Genomic DNA, 17,711 nt, shown 5'->3' with positions numbered 1-17,711 from the left:
GGTTCAGCGTCTGGTCGCAGACGCATTTGCCTCCTGCGGGAGGCTTTTTTATGGGCGAAAAAAATCCCGCCGAAGCGGGATTTTTGTTATCAGGCGGAGGCCTGCTCCAGCAGATAATTTTCGTAGCGTGTGCGTAAATCCACTTTCAGCAATTTACCGGTCGCGGTATGCGGCAGGGATTCGACAAACACCACGGCATCCGGCAGCCACCACTTGGCCACTTTATCGCCCAGATAATCGAGCACATCCTGTTCGCTGACGGTGCTGCCTTCCTTACGGATGGCCAGCAGCAGCGGACGCTCGGCCCACTTCTCGTGACGGGCTGCAATGACGCAGCATTCCACCAGTTCCGGGTGACCGACGGCGGCATTTTCCAGATCGATGGAGCTGATCCATTCGCCGCCGGATTTAATCACGTCTTTTGAGCGGTCAACGATGTGCAGATAATTGTTGCGGTCGATGGTGGCCACGTCGCCGGTATCGAACCAGCCGCCCTGAAAGGCTTTCTGATCGTCGTTTTTGTAATAGCCGTTGACGATCCACGGACCGCGCACCAACAGACGGCCACGGGCCTCGCCATCACGCGGCATTTCAGTGCCTTGGTCGTCGACGATTTTCATTTCCACGCCGTACACAGGACGACCCTGTTTGGCCTGCAGCTGATAACGCTCTTCCAGTGGCAGCGCTTCCATGTGTTTGCTGTGCGAATTCACGGTGCCGATCGGGCTCATTTCGGTCATGCCCCAGGCGTGAATCACAAACGCATTATGCTTTTCGTGGAAGTCGCGGATCATGGACATAGGCGCGGCCGAACCGCCGATCACCACGTTATTCACCGATGTCAGTGGCTTGCCGATTTTATCCATGTGATTGAGCAGCATCAGCCACACGGTGGGTACCCCCAACAGCAGATCAGGCTGTTCGGCGTCGATTAATTCCCACAGCGAGGCGCCGTCCATACCCGGACCCGGGAACACCTGTTTGGCACCGGTAATGGCGGCAGAATACGGTGTACCCCAGGCGTTCACATGGAACATAGGCACCACCGGCAGGAAGCAGGAGGTCGACGCCAGACCCAGCGCTTCTTCACCGATGGAGGCCATGGCGTGCAGCACGGTTGAGCGGTGGCTGTAGAGCACGCCTTTCGGATTGCCTGTGGTGCCCGAGGTGTAACACATGCTGGCACCGGCACGTTCATCGAAATCCGGCCAGACAAAATCGGCGGATTCCGCCGCCAGCAGGGTTTCATAACAGTGCAAGTTTTTCAGGTTGGTCTGCGGCATTTTGTCGGCGTCGCACATGACCACAAAGCCTTCGACGTTGCCGATCAGATCGCGGATATTTTCCAGCAGCGGCACAAAGGTTAAATCAACAAAAATCCAGCGGTCTTCGGCGTGATTAATGATGTACACCAGCTGCTCGGCGAACAGACGCGGATTAATGGTGTGCAGTACCGCACCGTAACCGGATACGCCGAAATACAGTTCGTAATGACGGTAACCGTTCCACGCCAGCGTGGCGATGCGGTCGCCCTGTTCAATGCCGAAGCGCTTGAGCAGATTAGCGACTTTGCGCGCGCGCACAGCGGCGTCTTTCATGGTGTAACGGTGAATATCACCTTCGCAGCGACGGCTGACAATTTCAGCGTCGGGGTGGGTAACTTCTGCGTGTTCCAGCAGTCCGGAAATCAGTAATGGACGATCCATCATCTGACCGAACAAAGGTTGGCCTGCCATGGGGGACTCCTGTTATTTTTTTTATCTGAGCCGCCAAGGTAAGTGTTGCTGAGCATTAGCTCAAGGTTCTTTCGTGTTACGAATTGTCAGCACCATACTGATAAAACAAATGTTCATCTTTCTTCGGACCTGTGATGTGCCAGGTAAGCGAAAAACCTGTGTCGTTTTCGCTCAGGTCTCCTGAATAAAGGTCATTAATACACACATGATCCTGCGCGCTGGACCAGTTTTTCTCAGTCGTTGGCACCAGTTCGAATAAAAAGACGCGCTCGCCACGCCGGCCGTGTGAGAGTGCAATTGCGCCAGCGCGTTTTTGCCAGATAAAGCGGTTGTGCATGTCGATGCTCTGCCCGCCCTGCAACTGAAACGTCCCCTGTTCAACAAAGTGCAGTTCGTCGTCGCTGATGATCTCGACGCTGACACGTCCGCGCCCTTCGCCGTGCCAGCCGGTCTGCGAGCGTGGCCCCGGTGCCGAGACGTATGAAAAAGCAGCAGTGGTTTGCAGCCGGGCCCACAGTTGCTGGATTCGCTCCTGGCTTTGCTGCATGCTGCCGCCTGTCGTGTTGATGGTCATACCTATGTCGATTCTCTGGGCCGTTACCCTGCTGTGGGCATTTTCATTCAGTCTGATCGGTGTCTATCTGGCCGGTCAGGTGGACAGTTATTTTGCCGTATTAACCCGGGTTGTGCTCGCCTCTCTGGTGTTTGTGCCGTTTCTGCTGCGCAAGCCCGTCGCCCCGGCACTGGCCATGCGCCTGATGGCCATCGGTGCCATTCAGCTGGGCCTGATGTATCTGTTTTATTACCAGTCGTTCCTGCTGCTGAGCGTGCCGGAAGTGCTGATTTTTACCATTTTCACCCCGGTGTACGTCACCCTGATGTACGACCTGATGGCCGGCCGTTTTCACCCGGCGTATCTGGCCACCGCCGCACTCGCCATCGGTGGCGCCGCCGTGATGCGTTACAACGCGCTGAGCACGGATTTCTGGCTGGGCTTTTTCGTGGTGCAGGGCGCGAACCTGTGCTTTGCCGCCGGTCAGGTGCTGTATAAACGCCTGCTCGAAACCTGGCCGTCGTCGCGTCCGATTGTGCAGCACGAAGCCTTCGGCTGGTTTTATGTCGGCGCCCTGCTGCTGGTGCTGCCGGCCTGGTTGCTGCTCGGTTCCGATAAGTACCCGACCACCGGCCTGCACTGGGGCATTCTGCTGTGGCTGGGCGTCGTCGCCTCTGGGCTTGGCTATTTCTTCTGGAATTTCGGTGCCACCCGCGTCAGCAGCGGCCAGCTGGCGATTATGAACAACGCCCTGATTCCCGCCGGTCTGCTGGTGAATCTGCTGATCTGGAACCGCGATACCGACCTGCTGCGCCTCACCGCCGGGGCCGGCATCATGATGCTGGCTCTGTGGCTGGCCAGCCTGCGCCGGAAACCGGCCCTCTGACGTTGTCTGAATTCTTCAACGGACGACCAAGGGCGAATTGACCGCTCTGCTTCAGTCCCGCTATTTCTGAGCGGGATCAATACCCTGCTGTTGGCTATGGTTATCATGGCACTGCCGTTCAGGCAGGTGTCGTATACGCGCCCGTGGCGGTGCTTTTTTAATAGTCTGTTGAAGAGATACCAATATGCCGGTTGGAAGTCTGCGCCCGCCGCTCGCGGGGCTTAGGGTCTGCCTCAGTCTGGTTTTGAATCTGGCCGCGAGTCTGGCCGTTAGTCTGGCTGTCAGTCTGACGCTCAGCGCGCAGGCGGCGGAGCTGCTGGTCGGCTCGGTCGACTGGGCACCGTTTCAGATGCACGAAGCCGGCAAGCCGGACCAGCCACCGGTGGGCATTGTGCCGTCCATGCTGGCGGCCATCAGTGAGCGCAGCGGCATTGCCATTGAGTACCGCCCCGACCCGATGAAGCGCATGCTGCTCGACTTCCGTGAGCAGCGCATCACCCTCGACCCCATGAGCAACCCGCTGTGGCGGCAGGAAGACGCGGCCATTTCCGTCTACAGCCTGCCCTATCTGCAAACGCAGGACGTGGTGCTGATGCCGGCCGGTATGGCGAAGAAAGCCCGCAGCGTCAACGATTTCCGCGGCAAAATTCTGGGCTGTGAGCTGGGCTTTGCCTACGCCGATGGCTTCGACGAGGCCTTTGCCCGTGGCACTGTGCTGCGTCAGGACGTGGCCAGTGGTGCGCAGGCGAATCTGCAACGGCTGAATGCCGGCCGGGTCGACGGCATCATCATTAACGAGGTGGTGGCGGAATACTGGATGCACCAGCTGAAACTTGATCCGGACGCGTTCCGCGTGGCCTACCGTTTCAGCGGTTACGACCAGCTGTATCTGCGCCTGCACGCCTCTCAGAAAGACTTACTGCCGGCCATCGACCAGGCCATTACCGGGCTGAAACGCGAAGGCCGGATTCAGCAGTGGCTGAACCAGTACACACACTGATCAGCACCGCCGTCCGGCCTTTACTGTGTATGGCAGGCGATTGGCCGGCCGACGTTATTCTTCGTCGGCCATAAAGCTGAGTTCGCTCAGCGCCTTCACATAGCTTTCCGGTGGCTGTGCACCCGACAACAGATACTGTTGATTGAGAATAATGGCCGGTACCGAGCGGATGCCGGCTTCCTGCCATTGTTGTTCTTTCGAACGGATATCGGCGGCGAAGCGCTGATCTGCCAGCACGGCGGCGGCTTCGTCACGGTCCAGCCCGACCGACGCCGCCACGTCCACCAGCACCTCGTTTTGACTGACGTCACGACCGTCACGGAAGTAGGCGGCGAACAGCGCCATCTTAAGCTCGGTCTGCTGTGCGGTGTTGCCCGCCCAGTGCAGCAGCTGGTGTGCATTGAAGGTATTCACAATGCGCTGGTCGTCGGTGAAGTTGAAGGTAAAGCCGAGCTGAGCGCCCATCTGGGTGATGCGTTCACGGGCGGCACGGCTTTCGTCGGCGGTGCTGCCGTACTTTTGCTGCAGGTGCTCGCGCAGGTTCTGGCCCTGCGGGCCCATGTCCGGATTCAGTTCAAAAGGCTGCCAGTGAATGCTGGCTTCAATGCGTCCGTCGAGGGCTTCAAGGGCTTTGCTCAGGCTGGCAAAACCAATGGCGCACCAGGGACACATGACGTCCGACACGATGTCGATGCGGATCTGGGTGGTCATAACAGGATTCCGTAAGCAGGAAAAACGGCGAGTATGAGCAGCAACGCGGCGCTGCTCAATCCCCGCTGGCGGATCAGTGATCCTCTGTCATGGATCATTCCGGCGCCAACAGCGCCGGCCGTTCAGTTGGCTTCTACCGCCGAGGCCTGCTTCATCTTGCTGATGGTGGCTGCCTGCGACTTCAGGAAGGCGTTGAACTCGTCGATGATCTCAGGCGCTTTGATCGACGACAGCATGAAATCGGAATTGGCGTACGGCAGTTCGCGGTCGAACACCAGCGCATCCGGGCTGCCGATCTGCTTCAGCTTGTCGCGCGCCACCACCACGTTGCCGTAGGCGCCGTCGGCGCGGCCGAGCAGCACACTGCGTAAGGCCGATTCCAGATCATTCACTTCCTGTACGGAAATGGTGCCAGCCTTAATGGCGTCCTGATACACCCAGGGCGTAAAACCGCGGATGATCACCAGACGCTTCAGCGCCTGCCCTTTCGGCCGGTCGGTTTTCACCATGACACCGTCCACCGCCACCAGCGTCACGTCGCTGTACTTTACGGCTTTGCCGGTACGCTCATCCTGCGACCACATGGGGTTGTCCGGGTATTTCAGATCAACCGCGCCGGTGAAGAAATCGGAAAACAGACGACGCACCGGCAACGGCCGGTACACCAAGGTGTGGCCACTGGCTTTGGCGAAGGCGTCGAGCAGCTCATGGGCAAAGCCCTGATACTGGCCGTTCTGGGTGTAATAGATGGGTTGGTAGTCGAGGTTTTCGACACCGACCACCAGTTCGCGGGCGGTGGCCGGTAACGACAGACAGATACAGCAGAGCAAGGCAGACAGGCGCATAACCGGATCTCCGGTTGAGGGGTTTCGCCCAGTATAGTCAGCGCCGGACAAGCGCCGGCCGCTGCGTCGCATCAGTCAGGTAACGGGCGGTTCCCGCCTGCCGGATGCGACCTGCTCAGGCGGCCGGTTATACAACGGTCAGACGCCGGCCAGCTCCTGCTGCCATTTGCTGATCAGCTCGCGGTTATCGTGATCCCAGGGGTGGAAGCCCGGTTTGAAATAATCACGGTAGGGCTGGCGAATGTTGGTCAACATGCCTTTGGCCCCGAACATAAAACGCCAGAAGCCTTTAATTTCGCGCCATTTAGGCATGCGACGGGCCCAGAACAGCAGCGCGACCATGTAGCAGCTGATGCGGATGCTGAACATCCAGGTCACGAAGCGCAGCACGCGGCGCAGGTATTTCTGGTCACCTTCCATCGCCATAAAGACATCGAACGCCACCGCTTTGTGCTCAATTTCTTCGACCGCATGCCAGTACAGAAGATCGCGCACGGATTTTTCCAGCGGCTCCAGCACCTCGGGATTATTCAGCACAAATTCCGCCATAATGGCCGTCATGTGCTCCATGCCGACCGTCATCGCGAGGCGCAGTTTATCGGTGGCGAATTTGCGCGTGTGAAAACGTTTCAGGTCGCGCTCGAGGTGTTTTTCCAACCGTACGGCGTCGATGCCCAGATCGCGCAGTACTTCGTTGGCGCGCTTGTGCTGATGGCTGTGATGCCCTTCCTGACCGATAAAACCGCGGATCTGCTCTTTCAGCAGAGGGTCGGTAACGCGGTCACGATAGTTGCGTACCGAGGCAATAAATTCGGCTTCGCCCGGTGGAAAAGTCGACGATAAAGCACCGAAGAAAACGGTCAGCAAAGAATTACCGGCAAAGACAAACGGGTCCTGAATATTGCTGAACGGAAACTCCATTTTACGCGGTTTAATGTCGACACCCGCTGGTGTGTGAGACACTGCCGCCGGGCTGGTCACTTGTGCTGTCATGCTGGTTCCTCCTGTTGATGACGGGCCAGATGAAGGTCACTATGGCAAAGCGCCGCCCGCGCGAGAGGTGATTAAACGCCAATGTGGCGTTTCAGCACTCATGTTGGCAGGATACCCCCGCCAGTCCGGCCCGAATAAACAACTTGTGGAGCACGATTTTTCTATGGCCATCATTTGGGTAGACGCCGATGCCACGCCAAAAATGGTACGCGAGGTGATCTGCAAAGCCGCCGTCCGCACCCAGACCGAAACCTGGTTTGTTGCCAATCATCAGGTGCCGATTCCGAATTCGCCGTATCTGCGCAGCCTGCAGGTGGAGTCCGGCTTTGATGTGGCCGACGATCTGATTGCCCAGCGCTGCAGCGCCGGAGATCTGGTGATTACTCAGGACATTCCGCTGGCCGCGGAAGTGATTGCCAAGAAAGCCGCCGCCATCAACAACCGTGGCGAACCCTACAGCCCGGAAACTGTGCGCCAGAAACTCATGATGCGCGATTTTATGGAAACCCTGCGCTCCAGCGGCATCCAGAGTGGCGGCCCGGCGGCGTTCTCTGATCGCGACAAACAGCAGTTTGCCAATGCCCTCGACCGCTGGCTGGCGAAGCAGCCGAAGAAACCGGCCGGCCAGTAATGCAGTAAGAGACCAATAACTCAGAGAGCCCCGATAAAAAAAGCAGACACAAGGTCTGCTTTTTTTATGCCGCTGATGTCGGCTTATGCGGGTTCTGTGGTCTTCTTACTGCCTTCTTTTTCCTGCGCGGTTTTCAGGCCCGTATCCGCCCCCTTGATCTGACCCGCCTCTGGCGTGTCGTTGACAGCGCCCTCCTGCCTTTCGTCAGCAGCGCCCTCCTGCATTTCGTTAGCAGCGGTCAGCGGCGCCCCGACAGTAATCCAGTCCAGCGCCGGGGTATGAATGCGCTTGGTACGCGAGCGGAATTCAATGGTAGACGACGGCCAGATGGTGAAGTTCTTACCGTCGGCCTGCTGATACCAGCTCTGACAACCAGAGGTCCACACGGTATTTTTCATGCGCCCCTGAATTTCGGCGTTGAGTTTGTTCTGCTCTTCAATTTTTACATTGAAGTAGGTCGAACCGCGTTTTTTCATTTCGCCCAGCACGCTCAGAATCAGGTTCACCTGCGACTCAATCATATAAATAATCGAGTTATGACCCAGTGCGGTATTCGGCCCGACCAGCTGGAACATGTTCGGGAAGCCGGACACCATAGTGCCGTAGTAGCTTTCTGCGCCGTCTTTCCAGTCCTGCATAATCTGGTGCCCCGGCAGACCATCCAGCGTGAAATTTTTCATATAGCCGCGCGGGTCAACGACAAAGCCGGTGCCGAGAATAATGGTGTCGCACGGACGTTCAATGCCGTTGCTGTCCACGATGCTGTTTTCACGGATTTCCTGAATGCCGTCGGTAATTAAATCGACATTGGCGCGGTTAAAGGCCGGGTAATATTTATTGGAAATCAGAATGCGCTTACAGCCGATGGTGTAATCAGGCGTCAGTTTGGCGCGCATCTCCGGGTCTTTCACCTGCATGCGGATCGACAGCTTGGCCAGCCCTTGCAGCGCCCGCGCCAGACGCGGATGGAAAATCGGCCACACCCGCATTTCATTGGTGGCGTACAGACGCGCACGGTGCAGTTTGCGCATCGAAGGAAAAGTACGGAACAGCCACTTGCTGAATTCACTGTAGCGGCGTTCGTCGCGCGGAATCACCCAGGCCGCGGTGCGCTGATACACATCCAGCTGAGCCACATCCGGTGCAATTTCCGGGACGTACTGAATGGCACTGCCACCGGTGCCGATGGACGCCACGCGTTTGCCTTTCAGGTTGTAATCGTGATCCCACTGGGCCGAGTGCATGACCTTACCCTTGAAGGTATCGAGTCCTTTGATGTTCGGAATCTGCGGGTGATGCAGCGGGCCTGACGCCAGCACAAAATAGCGCGCACGGATTTCAGCGCCGGCGCTGGTGCCTATGGTCCACAAGCCGGTGGTGCTGTCGAACTGGCAGCGGTTCACTTCCTGACCGAAGTGAATAAAAGGCCGCATCTGGTAGTCGTCGGTGGTTTTTAAAATGTAGTCCTGAATTTCGCGCCAGCTGGCGTAGCGCTTACTCCATTCGGCGTTACCGGCGAACGAGTAGGAATACAGATGCGACTGCACGTCACAGGCGCAGCCCGGATACGTATTGTCGCGCCAGGTGCCGCCCACGTCGGCGGCTTTTTCCAGAATCACAAAATTGTGGATGCCCGCTTCTTTCAGGCGGATACCCGCGCACAGGCCGCCAAAACCGGCGCCAATAATCACAACGTCTGTGGTAGCCGGCAGGGTCTGGGCCGGCGCTGTCTGCATCTTGGTCATGGTGAACGTCCTTTCTTGTTATTCGGAAGGGCCGGCAGCAGCTGCCGCAGCCATGACCTGAATCTACTTTCCCCCGCCCACCGGCCGCTATGCTGCTTTCAACAATAAATTGATAAAAACGGCCATCATGACTCTGCGCTCGATTCTTGCCCTGAGCTTTACGCTGGAACAGCTTCAGCAACACTACGGACTGGATACCGATGCCCTGCTCGCCCGCCACGGGCTGAGCCGGGCCCACCTGAATGCCGGCGCAACCATCGCCCAGGCTGACGAGCTGGCGATTCTGGCCGACATCGCCGCGCTCATTCAGCACGACCCGCTGGCGGCGCTGAACATAGGCTCGACCTTCGGCCTGTCGAGTTACGGCGCCTTCGCCATGATGCTGATGAGCTGCAGCTCGGCCTACGAGGCGTTTAATCTGGGCATTAAATATCAGCAGCTGGGCTACCTGTTCAGTGAACTGGCATTGACCCTGACCGGCGACAGCGCCGAACTGCGGCTGATTCCGTTTCATCTGCCGCAGACGTTGCACCGCTTTGTGATGGACCGCGATATCGCTGGCACCTGGCATTTCCTGAATATGATGCAGACCCTGCTCGGCCAGCAGATCCGGCCACTGCTGATCCGCATGCCTTATCCCGAGCCGGCCGAAGCCGCCGCGTACCGGCAGAAATTTCAGTGCCCGGTGGAGTTCGGATGCCATGAAGCCAGTTTCGTGCTGCCGCTGCCGGTGTTGCGCATTCCCCTGCCCGGCGGCAATCACACCGCCCGCGATCTGTACCGCCAGCAATGCGATGAGCTGTTGAATCAACGCGCTCAGATCGACAGCGGCCGCATCAGTGGCCGGCTGGAACAGCACCTGCGCATGTTCAGCCAGCAATTTCCGGGCGTGCGCGAATGCGCGGCGATTTTCGGCCTGAGCGAGCGTCAGTTACGGCGGGTGCTGAACAACGAAGGAGAGAGTTTTCAGGGCATTCTTGATCGGGTACGGCGCGAGCGCGCCTGCCATCTGCTGGCCCGCACCGCCACCAGCGTGGAACAGGTGGCGCTGCAGCTGGGGTATTCAGAAGCGGCGGGCTTTATTCATGCCTTCCGCAAATGGCAGGGCATGACGCCGGCGCGTTACCGGCGGTCGGGAGGCGGTACCGGGTCTGATGGCTCGCCGTCCCAGTCGGATGAGGGTTCCATCCACTCGGCGCCGTCGTCTGACCATTCGCCATCCGACCAATCGTCATCACCCGCTTCAGCATCTTCGGTCTGATCGACTGCGTCGTCGGCCTCAGGCGCACCGCCGAACATGCCGTGCAGCAGGTCTTTCTCGGCGCCGCTGACGGCGGTGGTTTCGACGCTGAACTCAGGGTAACAGACCTGATTACGCCCTTTGTGTTTGGCCTCGTAGAGTAATTCATCCGCCTTGGCGATCAGGCCGGTGGCGTCGCACGGATGATCCGCGCTGTGGAAGGCGATGCCGATGCTGGCGGTGACGTGAATTTCACGGCCCATGGCCACCACTGGCGTAAATTCGATGTTTTCACGCAGCCGTTCGGCCACCTGCACCGCCAGCCGGCGTTCGGTGGACGGCAGGATCACGACAAATTCCTCGCCACCGTAGCGGCACTGAATGTCCAGCCGGCGGGTACTGTCGCGGATGATGCGGGCGGTCTGGCGCAGCACTTCATCGCCGGCCTGATGCCCCCAGGTGTCGTTGATGCTTTTGAAATGGTCGAGGTCGATCATCATCACCGCGGTGGCTATGTGGGTACGCTCGGTACGCTCCAGTTCCTGATCCAATGCGGTCAGAAAATAGCGCAGGTTGTACAGGCCGGTTAACGGGTCAGTGATCACCAGCTCACGCAGGCGCATGACTTCGTCAATGACGGGACACACGGACTCACCGACCGGACAGGCCGGCCGTGATTTCTGTTTGTCGCGCACAGATGCAGGCTCGGATGACATGGGGATCAGAGATTCAGACATACAGGAAGAGTCTAGCCGACGAATACTCCTGTGCCGAATGGGCAACGGGCATTGTTAACATAAAACTGACAAAAAACTCACGATCAGAAATCATCCGGGCTGCGGAAGCTGGCATCCAGTTGGTCGACGTCCGGCGCCCACAGGTTCGTGGCGCTGACGCCGTCCATGCGGCCTTCCAGCGTTGGCAGACGCAGACTGAACTGCACACCGCGGATATCCAGCGGGGTAAAGCGCAGCACATCGCCTTTGCGGCCGGTCAGTTCCGCCTGCCAGTGCGGACCGGGCAGCTGCCGGTTATCAACCAGCAAACGTTCGGATTTGTTCAGCGCAAAACGGCTGACATGGCTGTCGCCGGCCAGATTCACTTCCAGCGACATCAGCTTGCGGCTTAACGGCATTTCCCACTGACGGGCAAAATCGGCGTCGCTGCCGCTCAGGCGCACCTGCGGCCGGCCGTCGTCCAGCGCCACTTCCAGATGCAGGTTCTGCACGTCACCGTTATCCAGCTCCAGACGCAGATGGTACTGGCCGCTGTGGTTGGTGATGTTGTCGCACCCGATATCACCATCGAAGCCCTGAGTAATCTGCTGCACGAAATACAGCCCGAGCCCTTTGCCGTGATGCTCACGCACTTTGCGCGTGGAAAAACCGAGTTGAAAAATCTGCTCTTTATCGTCGGCATTGATGTGCGGGCCGCGGTTGTAGACGGTCAGACACAAGCACTGCTGCGCTTCCCACAGACGCACCGACACCGGTGCCAGCGGGCCCTTGTGGGTTTTGCGCGTGGCAAAATACTGGGCATTACGCAGCAGATTTTCGAGCAGCAGAATCAGGTGATTGGCATTGCCCGGCAGTACAGCGCAGGGCTGAATATCGAGACGGAAAATACCGTCTTTGTCGCGCAGCTGCAGATGCTCAGGCTGATCCGTGCGGAACAGCAGCGCCGGATTTTCTTCGCCGTCATCACTGCACAAAGTAACGCCCAGATGCAGAGTCAGGGTATCGAGCAGCGCTTTGGCCGGTTCAAATACCGGCGACGCCGGCAGTGCGGATACCTCAGTACCCTGCAGCTCGGCCTGAAACGCCTGTTCTTCACAACGGCTGACCTGAGCGCCGATGTGCAGCGCCATATTGTCGGTGGTGGATAAATCGAGCAGATCCCACAAATAACGCATGGCGCTCAGTGCATCCTGATACATGAGCGCGGTGTCGCCACGTTCACCGGGCAAGCTGTGTTCACGGGCAAAATGCAGCGCCGACTGCACTTTATCAAACGAAATGACGCCGTTGTGGCGCACCTCGGAGGCGATGCTTTTAAAGTGCAGGAATTTTTCGTCGTACTCTATGTATTCGAGTAATTTGTCGGAAATAAACAGCTTGAGTTTATCGGTATGACTGGCCGAGGTTTGCGCCCGCTGCTGCAGCTGGCGTTTGTTTTCCCACAGTGTCTGCATACTTTCGCGCACCTTGCGCTGCTGGCGGAAAAAACGCCGGACATCGGCCCAGCACAGCAGTAATAACAGCACACTGGCGGCGCTGAACATCTGCGTATTCAGCAAACTATTCACTACGGCATTAACGAATGGCGCAGGCACTGGCAGCGCGTTTAACAGCTCAGGCGACGCCAGCAACGCAGCGTAAAACAGCAACAGAATCAGCCCCAGCAGACTGCGCCACGGATACTGAATACGGAAGGGAAAACGCTCGGCTTTTTCCGGCGATGACGATCGCGATTCGGGTAAGTTCTGCATGCCTTGTCCTAATCCTTAGCGGGCGCTTTCCAGCAATAAGCACCTTCGTCGCCAAAGGTTGCCACGGCGCTGCCATTGCGGCAGATGTTCATAAATTCGTCTTCATTACCGTGCGCCAACGCCAGCGATTTACGCAGGGTTTTAATGTGCTGGCGGTAATTGGCGTAGGAAAATTTTTCCACATCGGCGTCCAGCCAGTCGGCCATCTGAAAGGTGGTGACGGGGCGCGGCGAGGCTTCCACCAGATGGCGCAGAATTTTGCGCGGCGTCGGTGCCAGCGGACGCGCCGGATTGGCCGGGTTCATCAGCTTGTTGCCCTTCCAGGTGACGTCCCAGCTGACCAGATCAATGATCAGGTCGCCACTGACCAGACGCGATTTTTTATTGGCCGAAGGCACCAGGCTGTTTTTCAGCAAGGCTTTCATGCGCCACAGCAGCACACCTTCAATATTACGCTGATGCTTGGCGATAAAATCCTGCGTCATGCCCTGTTCAAAGGCTTTCTGTTCGATGCCGGTGCCTGAGTGTTCGGATAAAAAAACGATGGGCAGCGCCGGCCATTTTTTCAGCAAGGCGCGCGACACACTGAAGCCGCCGTCGTCGTTGCCGTTCAGGCTGGCGTCGAGAATGGCGATGTGCGGTGCGTCGGCGCTGTCGGTCTGTTCAATGCGATTGATGGCGGGCTCGGCGTATTTAAACACCTCAAGGCGGTTGTGATCGTCCACCAGCTCACCATCGGCACCCGGCGTGAAATCCGTGCGCTCCAGCATGGGCCGGAATTTGTCGATCCAGTGGCTCTGATCCTCCACCCAGAAGATCTTGATCATGTTCACGTCCTGTCACTGCCCTTGTTCAGACTGGATTGAGCATAACACCGCTTCCGCCCACTGCCTCGTGCTGCGCCAAGCCCGCGCGACAGAAATCACATTCTTCTCACCGATTTTTCACCGCGCCCGGCGAACCTGTGTTCATCGGCTCTTGCCGCACTTAAACGAATCGAACACAGAGGACTGAATCATGAATTCATTACTGACACTCTGGTCTGACAACACCGCCATCTCCGCCGCTGTCTGGCTGGTGCTGCTGATGACCCTGCTCTACGCCGGCCGTACCCCGGCCCACCGCATCCTGCTGTCGGTCGGCAACGGCCTGCGCCACGTGCTGCGTATGGCCAGCCGCTCGCTGAGCCAGCTGGAACACCAACTGACCCAGCGTAACCGCGAGGTGCTGCTGGCCGCCGCCCGCAACGACGCCGAGCGCCGCATTGAACGCGAATTCGCCCGCATCCAGACGCTGGTTGCCCGCGACCTGTCGGGCTACCCGGCGCTGCAGCGCGACATTGGTACCGCCATCGACAATATCGAAGCCAGTTACCACGAGTCCGCCGAAAGCGCGCCGCTGCCACCGGCCTGGGGTGATGTGGTGAACACCATTGCCACACTGCCAAGTCATGGCGACCCGGCCGTGGCCAAGATTCTGACCAGCATCAAAGACGCGGTGCACGACACCCATAAAGAAACGCTGAAAGCCTGGCAGCACAGCAGCGGCGAACGGCACAAGCTGCTGGCCAAAATGCAGCCGGAATGGCGCACGCTGAACAGCAAAGTAGAAGAAGTGGGCAAGACCATCGAAGGTCTGGATAACCGCACCCACCAGCTCGACAAGCAGATGCAGCATTACGAGGAGGTGCGCCGCGGTGAAGACGCTGCCGTGCGCAGCCTGGCTTCCAGCTCGCTGACCCAGTTTTTTATCGCCGGTCTGGTGCTGAGCATTGCCCTGCTGGGCGGCCTGATCAACTTCCAGCTGATTGCCATGCCGATGTCGGAAATGGTGGGTGGCACCAGTTATATCGGTGCGGTGCGTACCTCGGATATCGCCGCCATGGTGATCATTCTGATCGAAATTGCCATGGGCCTGTTTCTGCTGGAATCGCTGCGCATCACCCGGCTGTTCCCGATCATCAGCAGCATGGACGACAAAATGCGTCGCCGCATGATGGTCATCAGCTTGAGCATCCTGTGCGTGCTGGCCGGTATCGAAGCGTCGCTGGCGTACATGCGTGATCTGCTGGCGCTGGACAAAGAAGCCCTGCAGCAATCGCTGGCCGGTGTCGCCGCCACCAATGCTGAATTCCGCTGGATTCCGTCCATCGGTCAGATGGTGATGGGCTTCATCCTGCCGTTCGCGCTGGCCTTTATCGCGATTCCGCTGGAGTCCTTTATCCACTCGCTGCGCACGGTACTGGGTCTGGTTCTGGTGGCGGTTATCCGGGTACTGGCCATCGTCACCCGTCTGAGCGGCAACCTGGCCTTGCAGACCAGCACCGTGCTGACCCACGCCTACGACCTGCTGATCATGCTGCCGCTGGGTGTCGAGCGCATGGTGAAGAATCTGCGTAATCCGGCTGCTGCCCATGACAACAGCACGGATGCCATCGCCGCGGTTATTCCGGATGTGGACATGGAGACAGAAGACACCACCAGCCGCAAAACCCGTCGCAGCAAACAGGCCGACGTAAGCGCCGGCAATAACAAAGCCGCTCTGGCGGTTTAAGGAGATCACCATGAACACCATCCAACGCATGCTGATAACCGCTGCCCTGCCCCTGAGCCTCGCGCTCGCGCTCGGTGGCTGCGGTGAGCAGGCTCCACAGAATAAAGCTGTGTATCTGCTGATCGACACCTCAGGCACCTACACCCAGGAGCTGAACAAAGCGCAGGCCATTCTGAATTACCTGCTGGCCAACCTGAACAGCGGTGACTCCATCGCCGTGGCGCGCATCGACAGCGGCAGTTTCAGCGAAAAAGACATCATCGCCAAAACCACCTTCGATATGCGCCCGAGCACCGCCAACGACCAGAAACGCCAGTTCAAGCTGGCCATGGATGAATTTGCTGCGGGCCTTAAAAAAGGCAGTGCCAACACCGACATCACCGGCGGTGTTCTGCAGGCCACGCAGTACCTGAACGAAACCGGCGCCGGTGAAAAGTACGTGTTTATTTTTTCGGATTTAGAAGAGGATCTGCCCCGTGATCACATTAGAAACTTTCCAATTAGCCTGGATAACATTCACGTCGTTGCTCTCAATGTCACTAAGTTACGGACTGATAATATTGACCCGCGTGACTACCTCAACCGACTCGACAACTGGCAACACAGGGTCGTAGAAGGTGGCGGCGACTGGCGCGTCATTAACGATCTCGAGCGCATGGACAAACTCATCGTGGCCAACTGATTCCACCCCGCACCACCCGCCTTGCCGGTGCCCAGCACCGGCTTTTTTATTTCAGCCCGCCCTCTGACCTATTAAAAATCACGCTGGTATTATGAGCGCATCCAGCGACAGACCTGATGATCATGAGCGAGCAGCCAGCTAACGTTACCGACAATGCCAGAAGCAAACGCCCGGACCGTAATTTCGACGATCTGGCCAGCCGCTTTGCGCGCACCATTTACGCGACGCCACGCGGACGCTTGCGCCTGAAGGCGCTGCGTCAGGATTTCGCAGATCTCGGCATTAACGTGCAGGGCGCAACTGTGCTCGATATTGGCGGCGGTCAGGGGCAGTTCAGCCTGGAGCTGGCGCAACAGGGCGCTGAGGTCAGCCTGTGCGATATTTCGGCGGAAATGCTGAAGCTGGCACAGGATCAGTTTGCCGCTGCCAACTTAAGCGCCAGCATCCGTCAGTGTTCGCTGCAGGAAAGCGATGCAACCTTCCCCGGCGAGTTTGATGTGGTGCTGAATCACGCCGTGCTGGAATGGCTGGAAGACCCGTTTGCAGCTCTGCCGCTGCTGGCCGCCAAAGTAAAATCCGGCGGCTGTTTGTCGCTGATGTTTTACAACCTGCACGGCCATCAGTGGCGGCAGCTGATGAACGGCCGTACCGCCGAACCGGAATCGTCCAACCCGCGTTTGCGTGACGAAGGTAACGCGCCGCAACATCCGCTCGATCCGCAGGCGGTAACAGAACAATTAGAAGCGCTGGGCTTTACGCTGGAACGCTGGCGCGGTATCCGCTGTGTGTGGGATCACATGCATCAGAAGATCCGCGACCGTATCGGCGAAGCCGACGTGTTTGCTGCCGACCTCGAATTTGGACTGGAAGAACCCTATCGCCAGCTGGGGCGCTATGTGCATTTTATGCTGCGCAAGCGCTGAACATTCTCCAGCCGCTAGCGTTTTACCGGCAGGCGCTTCTGCAGCACCGGCCGTATCTGGTCAGCGGCCGGATGCAGGGTGTTGAGGTATATTTTCAGCGGCAGCGTGAACAGCGGCGGTTCCGACGCCTGCAGCTCCCCCGGATCAAAACCCGCTTTATTTGCGAAATAGAACCCCGCCTCATACAGCCCTTCGGTGTAATCCACCCGTCCGGCCAGCAGCATGCGGATACCCTGCTCAGGCGTGGTGACCAGAACCACACTGCCGCCGGCATTGCGCACCGTTTCCGCCACGTTGTCCGCCGGCAAGCCGCGGGTGATGGCCACGGTTTTACCCTGCAAAAATGACAGATCCTGCCAGCGGAAAGGGTCATTCTGAGTGCGGCGGAACAGCATGTCTTTCACACCGTTTTCCAGCAGCACAAATGATTCTATATGCGCCCTTCCTTCCCAGTCCGGCATAAAGCTGATCAGCCAGTTGTTGCCGGTGTCGTAAATGTATTCTTTCGCCCGCACCGGCGGCAGATATTCCGGCACGAAGTTCCAGCAACAAACGCCTGCAAAAGCACGGGCAAGTGCATCATAGAAAATGCCCTGCCCCGGCACTTCGGGCGAGGTAAAGGGTGGGTAGTCAACCATGACCACGGGGACAGAAACAGGAGGATTATCGGCGTGCGAAACAGACGCGCCAAACAGAAAGAAGACCGACAGTAACAGCGTCATCAT

Annotated in this window: 16 protein-coding genes and 1 pseudogene; 7 read left to right on the top strand and 10 right to left on the bottom strand. The window is 58.2% G+C overall.

The annotated features are described in order from the left end of the window. Positions 1 to 89: 89 nt before the first annotated feature. Positions 90 to 1,736 (bottom strand): long-chain-fatty-acid--CoA ligase, encoded by a 1,647-nt coding sequence (locus tag ACQUQU_RS01345; RefSeq protein WP_430461448.1) that lies wholly within the window; start codon positions 1,734 to 1,736, stop codon positions 90 to 92. A 76-nt stretch (positions 1,737 to 1,812) separates the two neighbouring features. Next, positions 1,813 to 2,310 (bottom strand): DUF6314 family protein, encoded by a 498-nt coding sequence (locus ACQUQU_RS01340; protein WP_430461447.1) that lies wholly within the window; start codon positions 2,308 to 2,310, stop codon positions 1,813 to 1,815. Positions 2,311 to 2,314: 4 nt separating this feature from the next. Between ACQUQU_RS01340 and ACQUQU_RS01335 the strand changes: the two genes are divergently transcribed. Together ACQUQU_RS01335 and ACQUQU_RS01330 are read left to right on the top strand one after the other, a co-directional pair. Next, the gene (locus ACQUQU_RS01335; RefSeq protein WP_430461446.1) at positions 2,315 to 3,175 is read left to right on the top strand and encodes an EamA family transporter; all 861 of its coding nucleotides are present in this window, start codon (positions 2,315 to 2,317) and stop codon (positions 3,173 to 3,175) included. 244 nt (positions 3,176 to 3,419) lie between these two features. After that, positions 3,420 to 4,175: a substrate-binding periplasmic protein gene (locus ACQUQU_RS01330; RefSeq protein ID WP_430461445.1), complete on the top strand. Its 756-nt coding sequence runs from the start codon at positions 3,420 to 3,422 to the stop codon at positions 4,173 to 4,175. A 54-nt stretch (positions 4,176 to 4,229) separates the two neighbouring features. On the opposite strand, the gene ACQUQU_RS01325 is transcribed toward ACQUQU_RS01330, so the two are convergent. The 3 genes from ACQUQU_RS01325 to ACQUQU_RS01315 form a co-directional block, all read right to left on the bottom strand. Further along, a complete protein-coding gene (locus ACQUQU_RS01325) occupies positions 4,230 to 4,886 on the bottom strand; it encodes a DsbA family oxidoreductase (protein ID WP_430461444.1) in 657 nt (218 codons plus the stop codon). A 122-nt stretch (positions 4,887 to 5,008) separates the two neighbouring features. Then, positions 5,009 to 5,731 carry a substrate-binding periplasmic protein gene (locus tag ACQUQU_RS01320; RefSeq protein WP_430461443.1) on the bottom strand — a complete coding sequence of 241 codons (723 nt, stop codon included), beginning with the start codon at positions 5,729 to 5,731 and terminating at the stop codon, positions 5,009 to 5,011. 138 nt (positions 5,732 to 5,869) lie between these two features. Then, positions 5,870 to 6,724, bottom strand: a complete 855-nt coding sequence (locus ACQUQU_RS01315; protein ID WP_430461442.1) for a metal-dependent hydrolase — start codon at positions 6,722 to 6,724, stop codon at positions 5,870 to 5,872. A 163-nt stretch (positions 6,725 to 6,887) separates the two neighbouring features. On the opposite strand from ACQUQU_RS01315, the gene ACQUQU_RS01310 reads away from it, so the two are divergent. After that, complete coding sequence (locus ACQUQU_RS01310) at positions 6,888 to 7,355, top strand: YaiI/YqxD family protein (protein ID WP_430461441.1); 468 nt, start codon at positions 6,888 to 6,890, stop codon at positions 7,353 to 7,355. Positions 7,356 to 7,438: 83 nt separating this feature from the next. Here ACQUQU_RS01310 and ACQUQU_RS01305 read toward each other — a convergent pair whose 3' ends face one another. Next, positions 7,439 to 9,100, bottom strand: a complete 1,662-nt coding sequence (locus ACQUQU_RS01305) for a flavin-containing monooxygenase (RefSeq protein ID WP_430461440.1) — start codon at positions 9,098 to 9,100, stop codon at positions 7,439 to 7,441. Positions 9,101 to 9,227: 127 nt separating this feature from the next. Here ACQUQU_RS01305 and ACQUQU_RS01300 point away from each other — a divergent pair. Further along, positions 9,228 to 10,172, top strand: a pseudogene (locus ACQUQU_RS01300) (AraC family transcriptional regulator ligand-binding domain-containing protein); the annotation flags it as partial. Between the two features lie 50 nt (positions 10,173 to 10,222). On the opposite strand, the gene ACQUQU_RS01295 reads toward ACQUQU_RS01300, so the two are convergent. The 3 genes from ACQUQU_RS01295 to ACQUQU_RS01285 form a co-directional block, all read right to left on the bottom strand. Next, positions 10,223 to 11,077, bottom strand: coding sequence for a GGDEF domain-containing protein (locus tag ACQUQU_RS01295; protein WP_430461439.1), 855 nt, complete (start codon positions 11,075 to 11,077; stop codon positions 10,223 to 10,225). Between the two features lie 83 nt (positions 11,078 to 11,160). Then, a complete protein-coding gene (locus tag ACQUQU_RS01290; protein WP_430461438.1) occupies positions 11,161 to 12,828 on the bottom strand; it encodes an ATP-binding protein in 1,668 nt (555 codons plus the stop codon). A gap of 8 nt (positions 12,829 to 12,836) precedes the next feature. After that, entirely contained in the window at positions 12,837 to 13,655 is an 819-nt protein-coding gene (locus ACQUQU_RS01285; RefSeq protein WP_430461437.1) for a response regulator transcription factor, read from the bottom strand. Positions 13,656 to 13,845: 190 nt separating this feature from the next. Here ACQUQU_RS01285 and ACQUQU_RS01280 point away from each other — a divergent pair, with 190 nt between their 5' ends. The 3 genes from ACQUQU_RS01280 to ACQUQU_RS01270 all read left to right on the top strand — a co-directional run bounded on the left by ACQUQU_RS01280 (position 13,846) and on the right by ACQUQU_RS01270 (position 16,986). Next, on the top strand, positions 13,846 to 15,381 hold the full coding sequence (locus ACQUQU_RS01280; protein WP_430461436.1) for a hypothetical protein: 1,536 nt from the start codon (positions 13,846 to 13,848) through the stop codon (positions 15,379 to 15,381). Positions 15,382 to 15,391: 10 nt separating this feature from the next. Then, positions 15,392 to 16,063 carry a VWA domain-containing protein gene (locus ACQUQU_RS01275; protein WP_430461435.1) on the top strand — a complete coding sequence of 224 codons (672 nt, stop codon included), beginning with the start codon at positions 15,392 to 15,394 and terminating at the stop codon, positions 16,061 to 16,063. A 122-nt stretch (positions 16,064 to 16,185) separates the two neighbouring features. Further along, positions 16,186 to 16,986, top strand: coding sequence for a methyltransferase domain-containing protein (locus tag ACQUQU_RS01270; protein ID WP_430461434.1), 801 nt, complete (start codon positions 16,186 to 16,188; stop codon positions 16,984 to 16,986). Between the two features lie 14 nt (positions 16,987 to 17,000). On the opposite strand, the gene ACQUQU_RS01265 is transcribed toward ACQUQU_RS01270, so the two are convergent. Further along, on the bottom strand, positions 17,001 to 17,711 hold the full coding sequence (locus tag ACQUQU_RS01265; RefSeq protein ID WP_430461433.1) for a hypothetical protein: 711 nt from the start codon (positions 17,709 to 17,711) through the stop codon (positions 17,001 to 17,003).

The sequence above is a fragment of the Thalassolituus sp. LLYu03 genome, from assembly GCF_050507655.1.
Lineage (GTDB): Bacteria > Pseudomonadota > Gammaproteobacteria > Pseudomonadales > Oceanobacteraceae > Venatoribacter.
Note: the sequence above shows the minus strand (reverse complement) of the source record. Positions and strands in the feature narration are given on the sequence as shown.

What these genes read in the sequence shown, in the direction of transcription:
- ACQUQU_RS01275 (WP_430461435.1), top strand. Translation starts at nt 15,392, where the DNA reads ATGAACACCATCCAACGCATGCTGATAACCGCTGCCCTGCCCCTGAGC.
- ACQUQU_RS01280 (WP_430461436.1), top strand. Translation starts at nt 13,846, where the DNA reads ATGAATTCATTACTGACACTCTGGTCTGACAACACCGCCATCTCCGCC.
- ACQUQU_RS01270 (WP_430461434.1), top strand. Translation starts at nt 16,186, where the DNA reads ATGAGCGAGCAGCCAGCTAACGTTACCGACAATGCCAGAAGCAAACGC.
- ACQUQU_RS01265 (WP_430461433.1), bottom strand. Translation starts at nt 17,711, where the DNA reads ATGATGACGCTGTTACTGTCGGTCTTCTTTCTGTTTGGCGCGTCTGTT.
- ACQUQU_RS01320 (WP_430461443.1), bottom strand. Translation starts at nt 5,731, where the DNA reads ATGCGCCTGTCTGCCTTGCTCTGCTGTATCTGTCTGTCGTTACCGGCC.
- ACQUQU_RS01290 (WP_430461438.1), bottom strand. Translation starts at nt 12,828, where the DNA reads ATGCAGAACTTACCCGAATCGCGATCGTCATCGCCGGAAAAAGCCGAG.
- ACQUQU_RS01310 (WP_430461441.1), top strand. Translation starts at nt 6,888, where the DNA reads ATGGCCATCATTTGGGTAGACGCCGATGCCACGCCAAAAATGGTACGC.
- ACQUQU_RS01335 (WP_430461446.1), top strand. Translation starts at nt 2,315, where the DNA reads ATGTCGATTCTCTGGGCCGTTACCCTGCTGTGGGCATTTTCATTCAGT.
- ACQUQU_RS01295 (WP_430461439.1), bottom strand. Translation starts at nt 11,077, where the DNA reads ATGTCTGAATCTCTGATCCCCATGTCATCCGAGCCTGCATCTGTGCGC.
- ACQUQU_RS01340 (WP_430461447.1), bottom strand. Translation starts at nt 2,310, where the DNA reads ATGACCATCAACACGACAGGCGGCAGCATGCAGCAAAGCCAGGAGCGA.
- ACQUQU_RS01325 (WP_430461444.1), bottom strand. Translation starts at nt 4,886, where the DNA reads ATGACCACCCAGATCCGCATCGACATCGTGTCGGACGTCATGTGTCCC.
- ACQUQU_RS01285 (WP_430461437.1), bottom strand. Translation starts at nt 13,655, where the DNA reads ATGATCAAGATCTTCTGGGTGGAGGATCAGAGCCACTGGATCGACAAA.
- ACQUQU_RS01315 (WP_430461442.1), bottom strand. Translation starts at nt 6,724, where the DNA reads ATGACAGCACAAGTGACCAGCCCGGCGGCAGTGTCTCACACACCAGCG.
- ACQUQU_RS01305 (WP_430461440.1), bottom strand. Translation starts at nt 9,100, where the DNA reads ATGACCAAGATGCAGACAGCGCCGGCCCAGACCCTGCCGGCTACCACA.
- ACQUQU_RS01345 (WP_430461448.1), bottom strand. Translation starts at nt 1,736, where the DNA reads ATGGCAGGCCAACCTTTGTTCGGTCAGATGATGGATCGTCCATTACTG.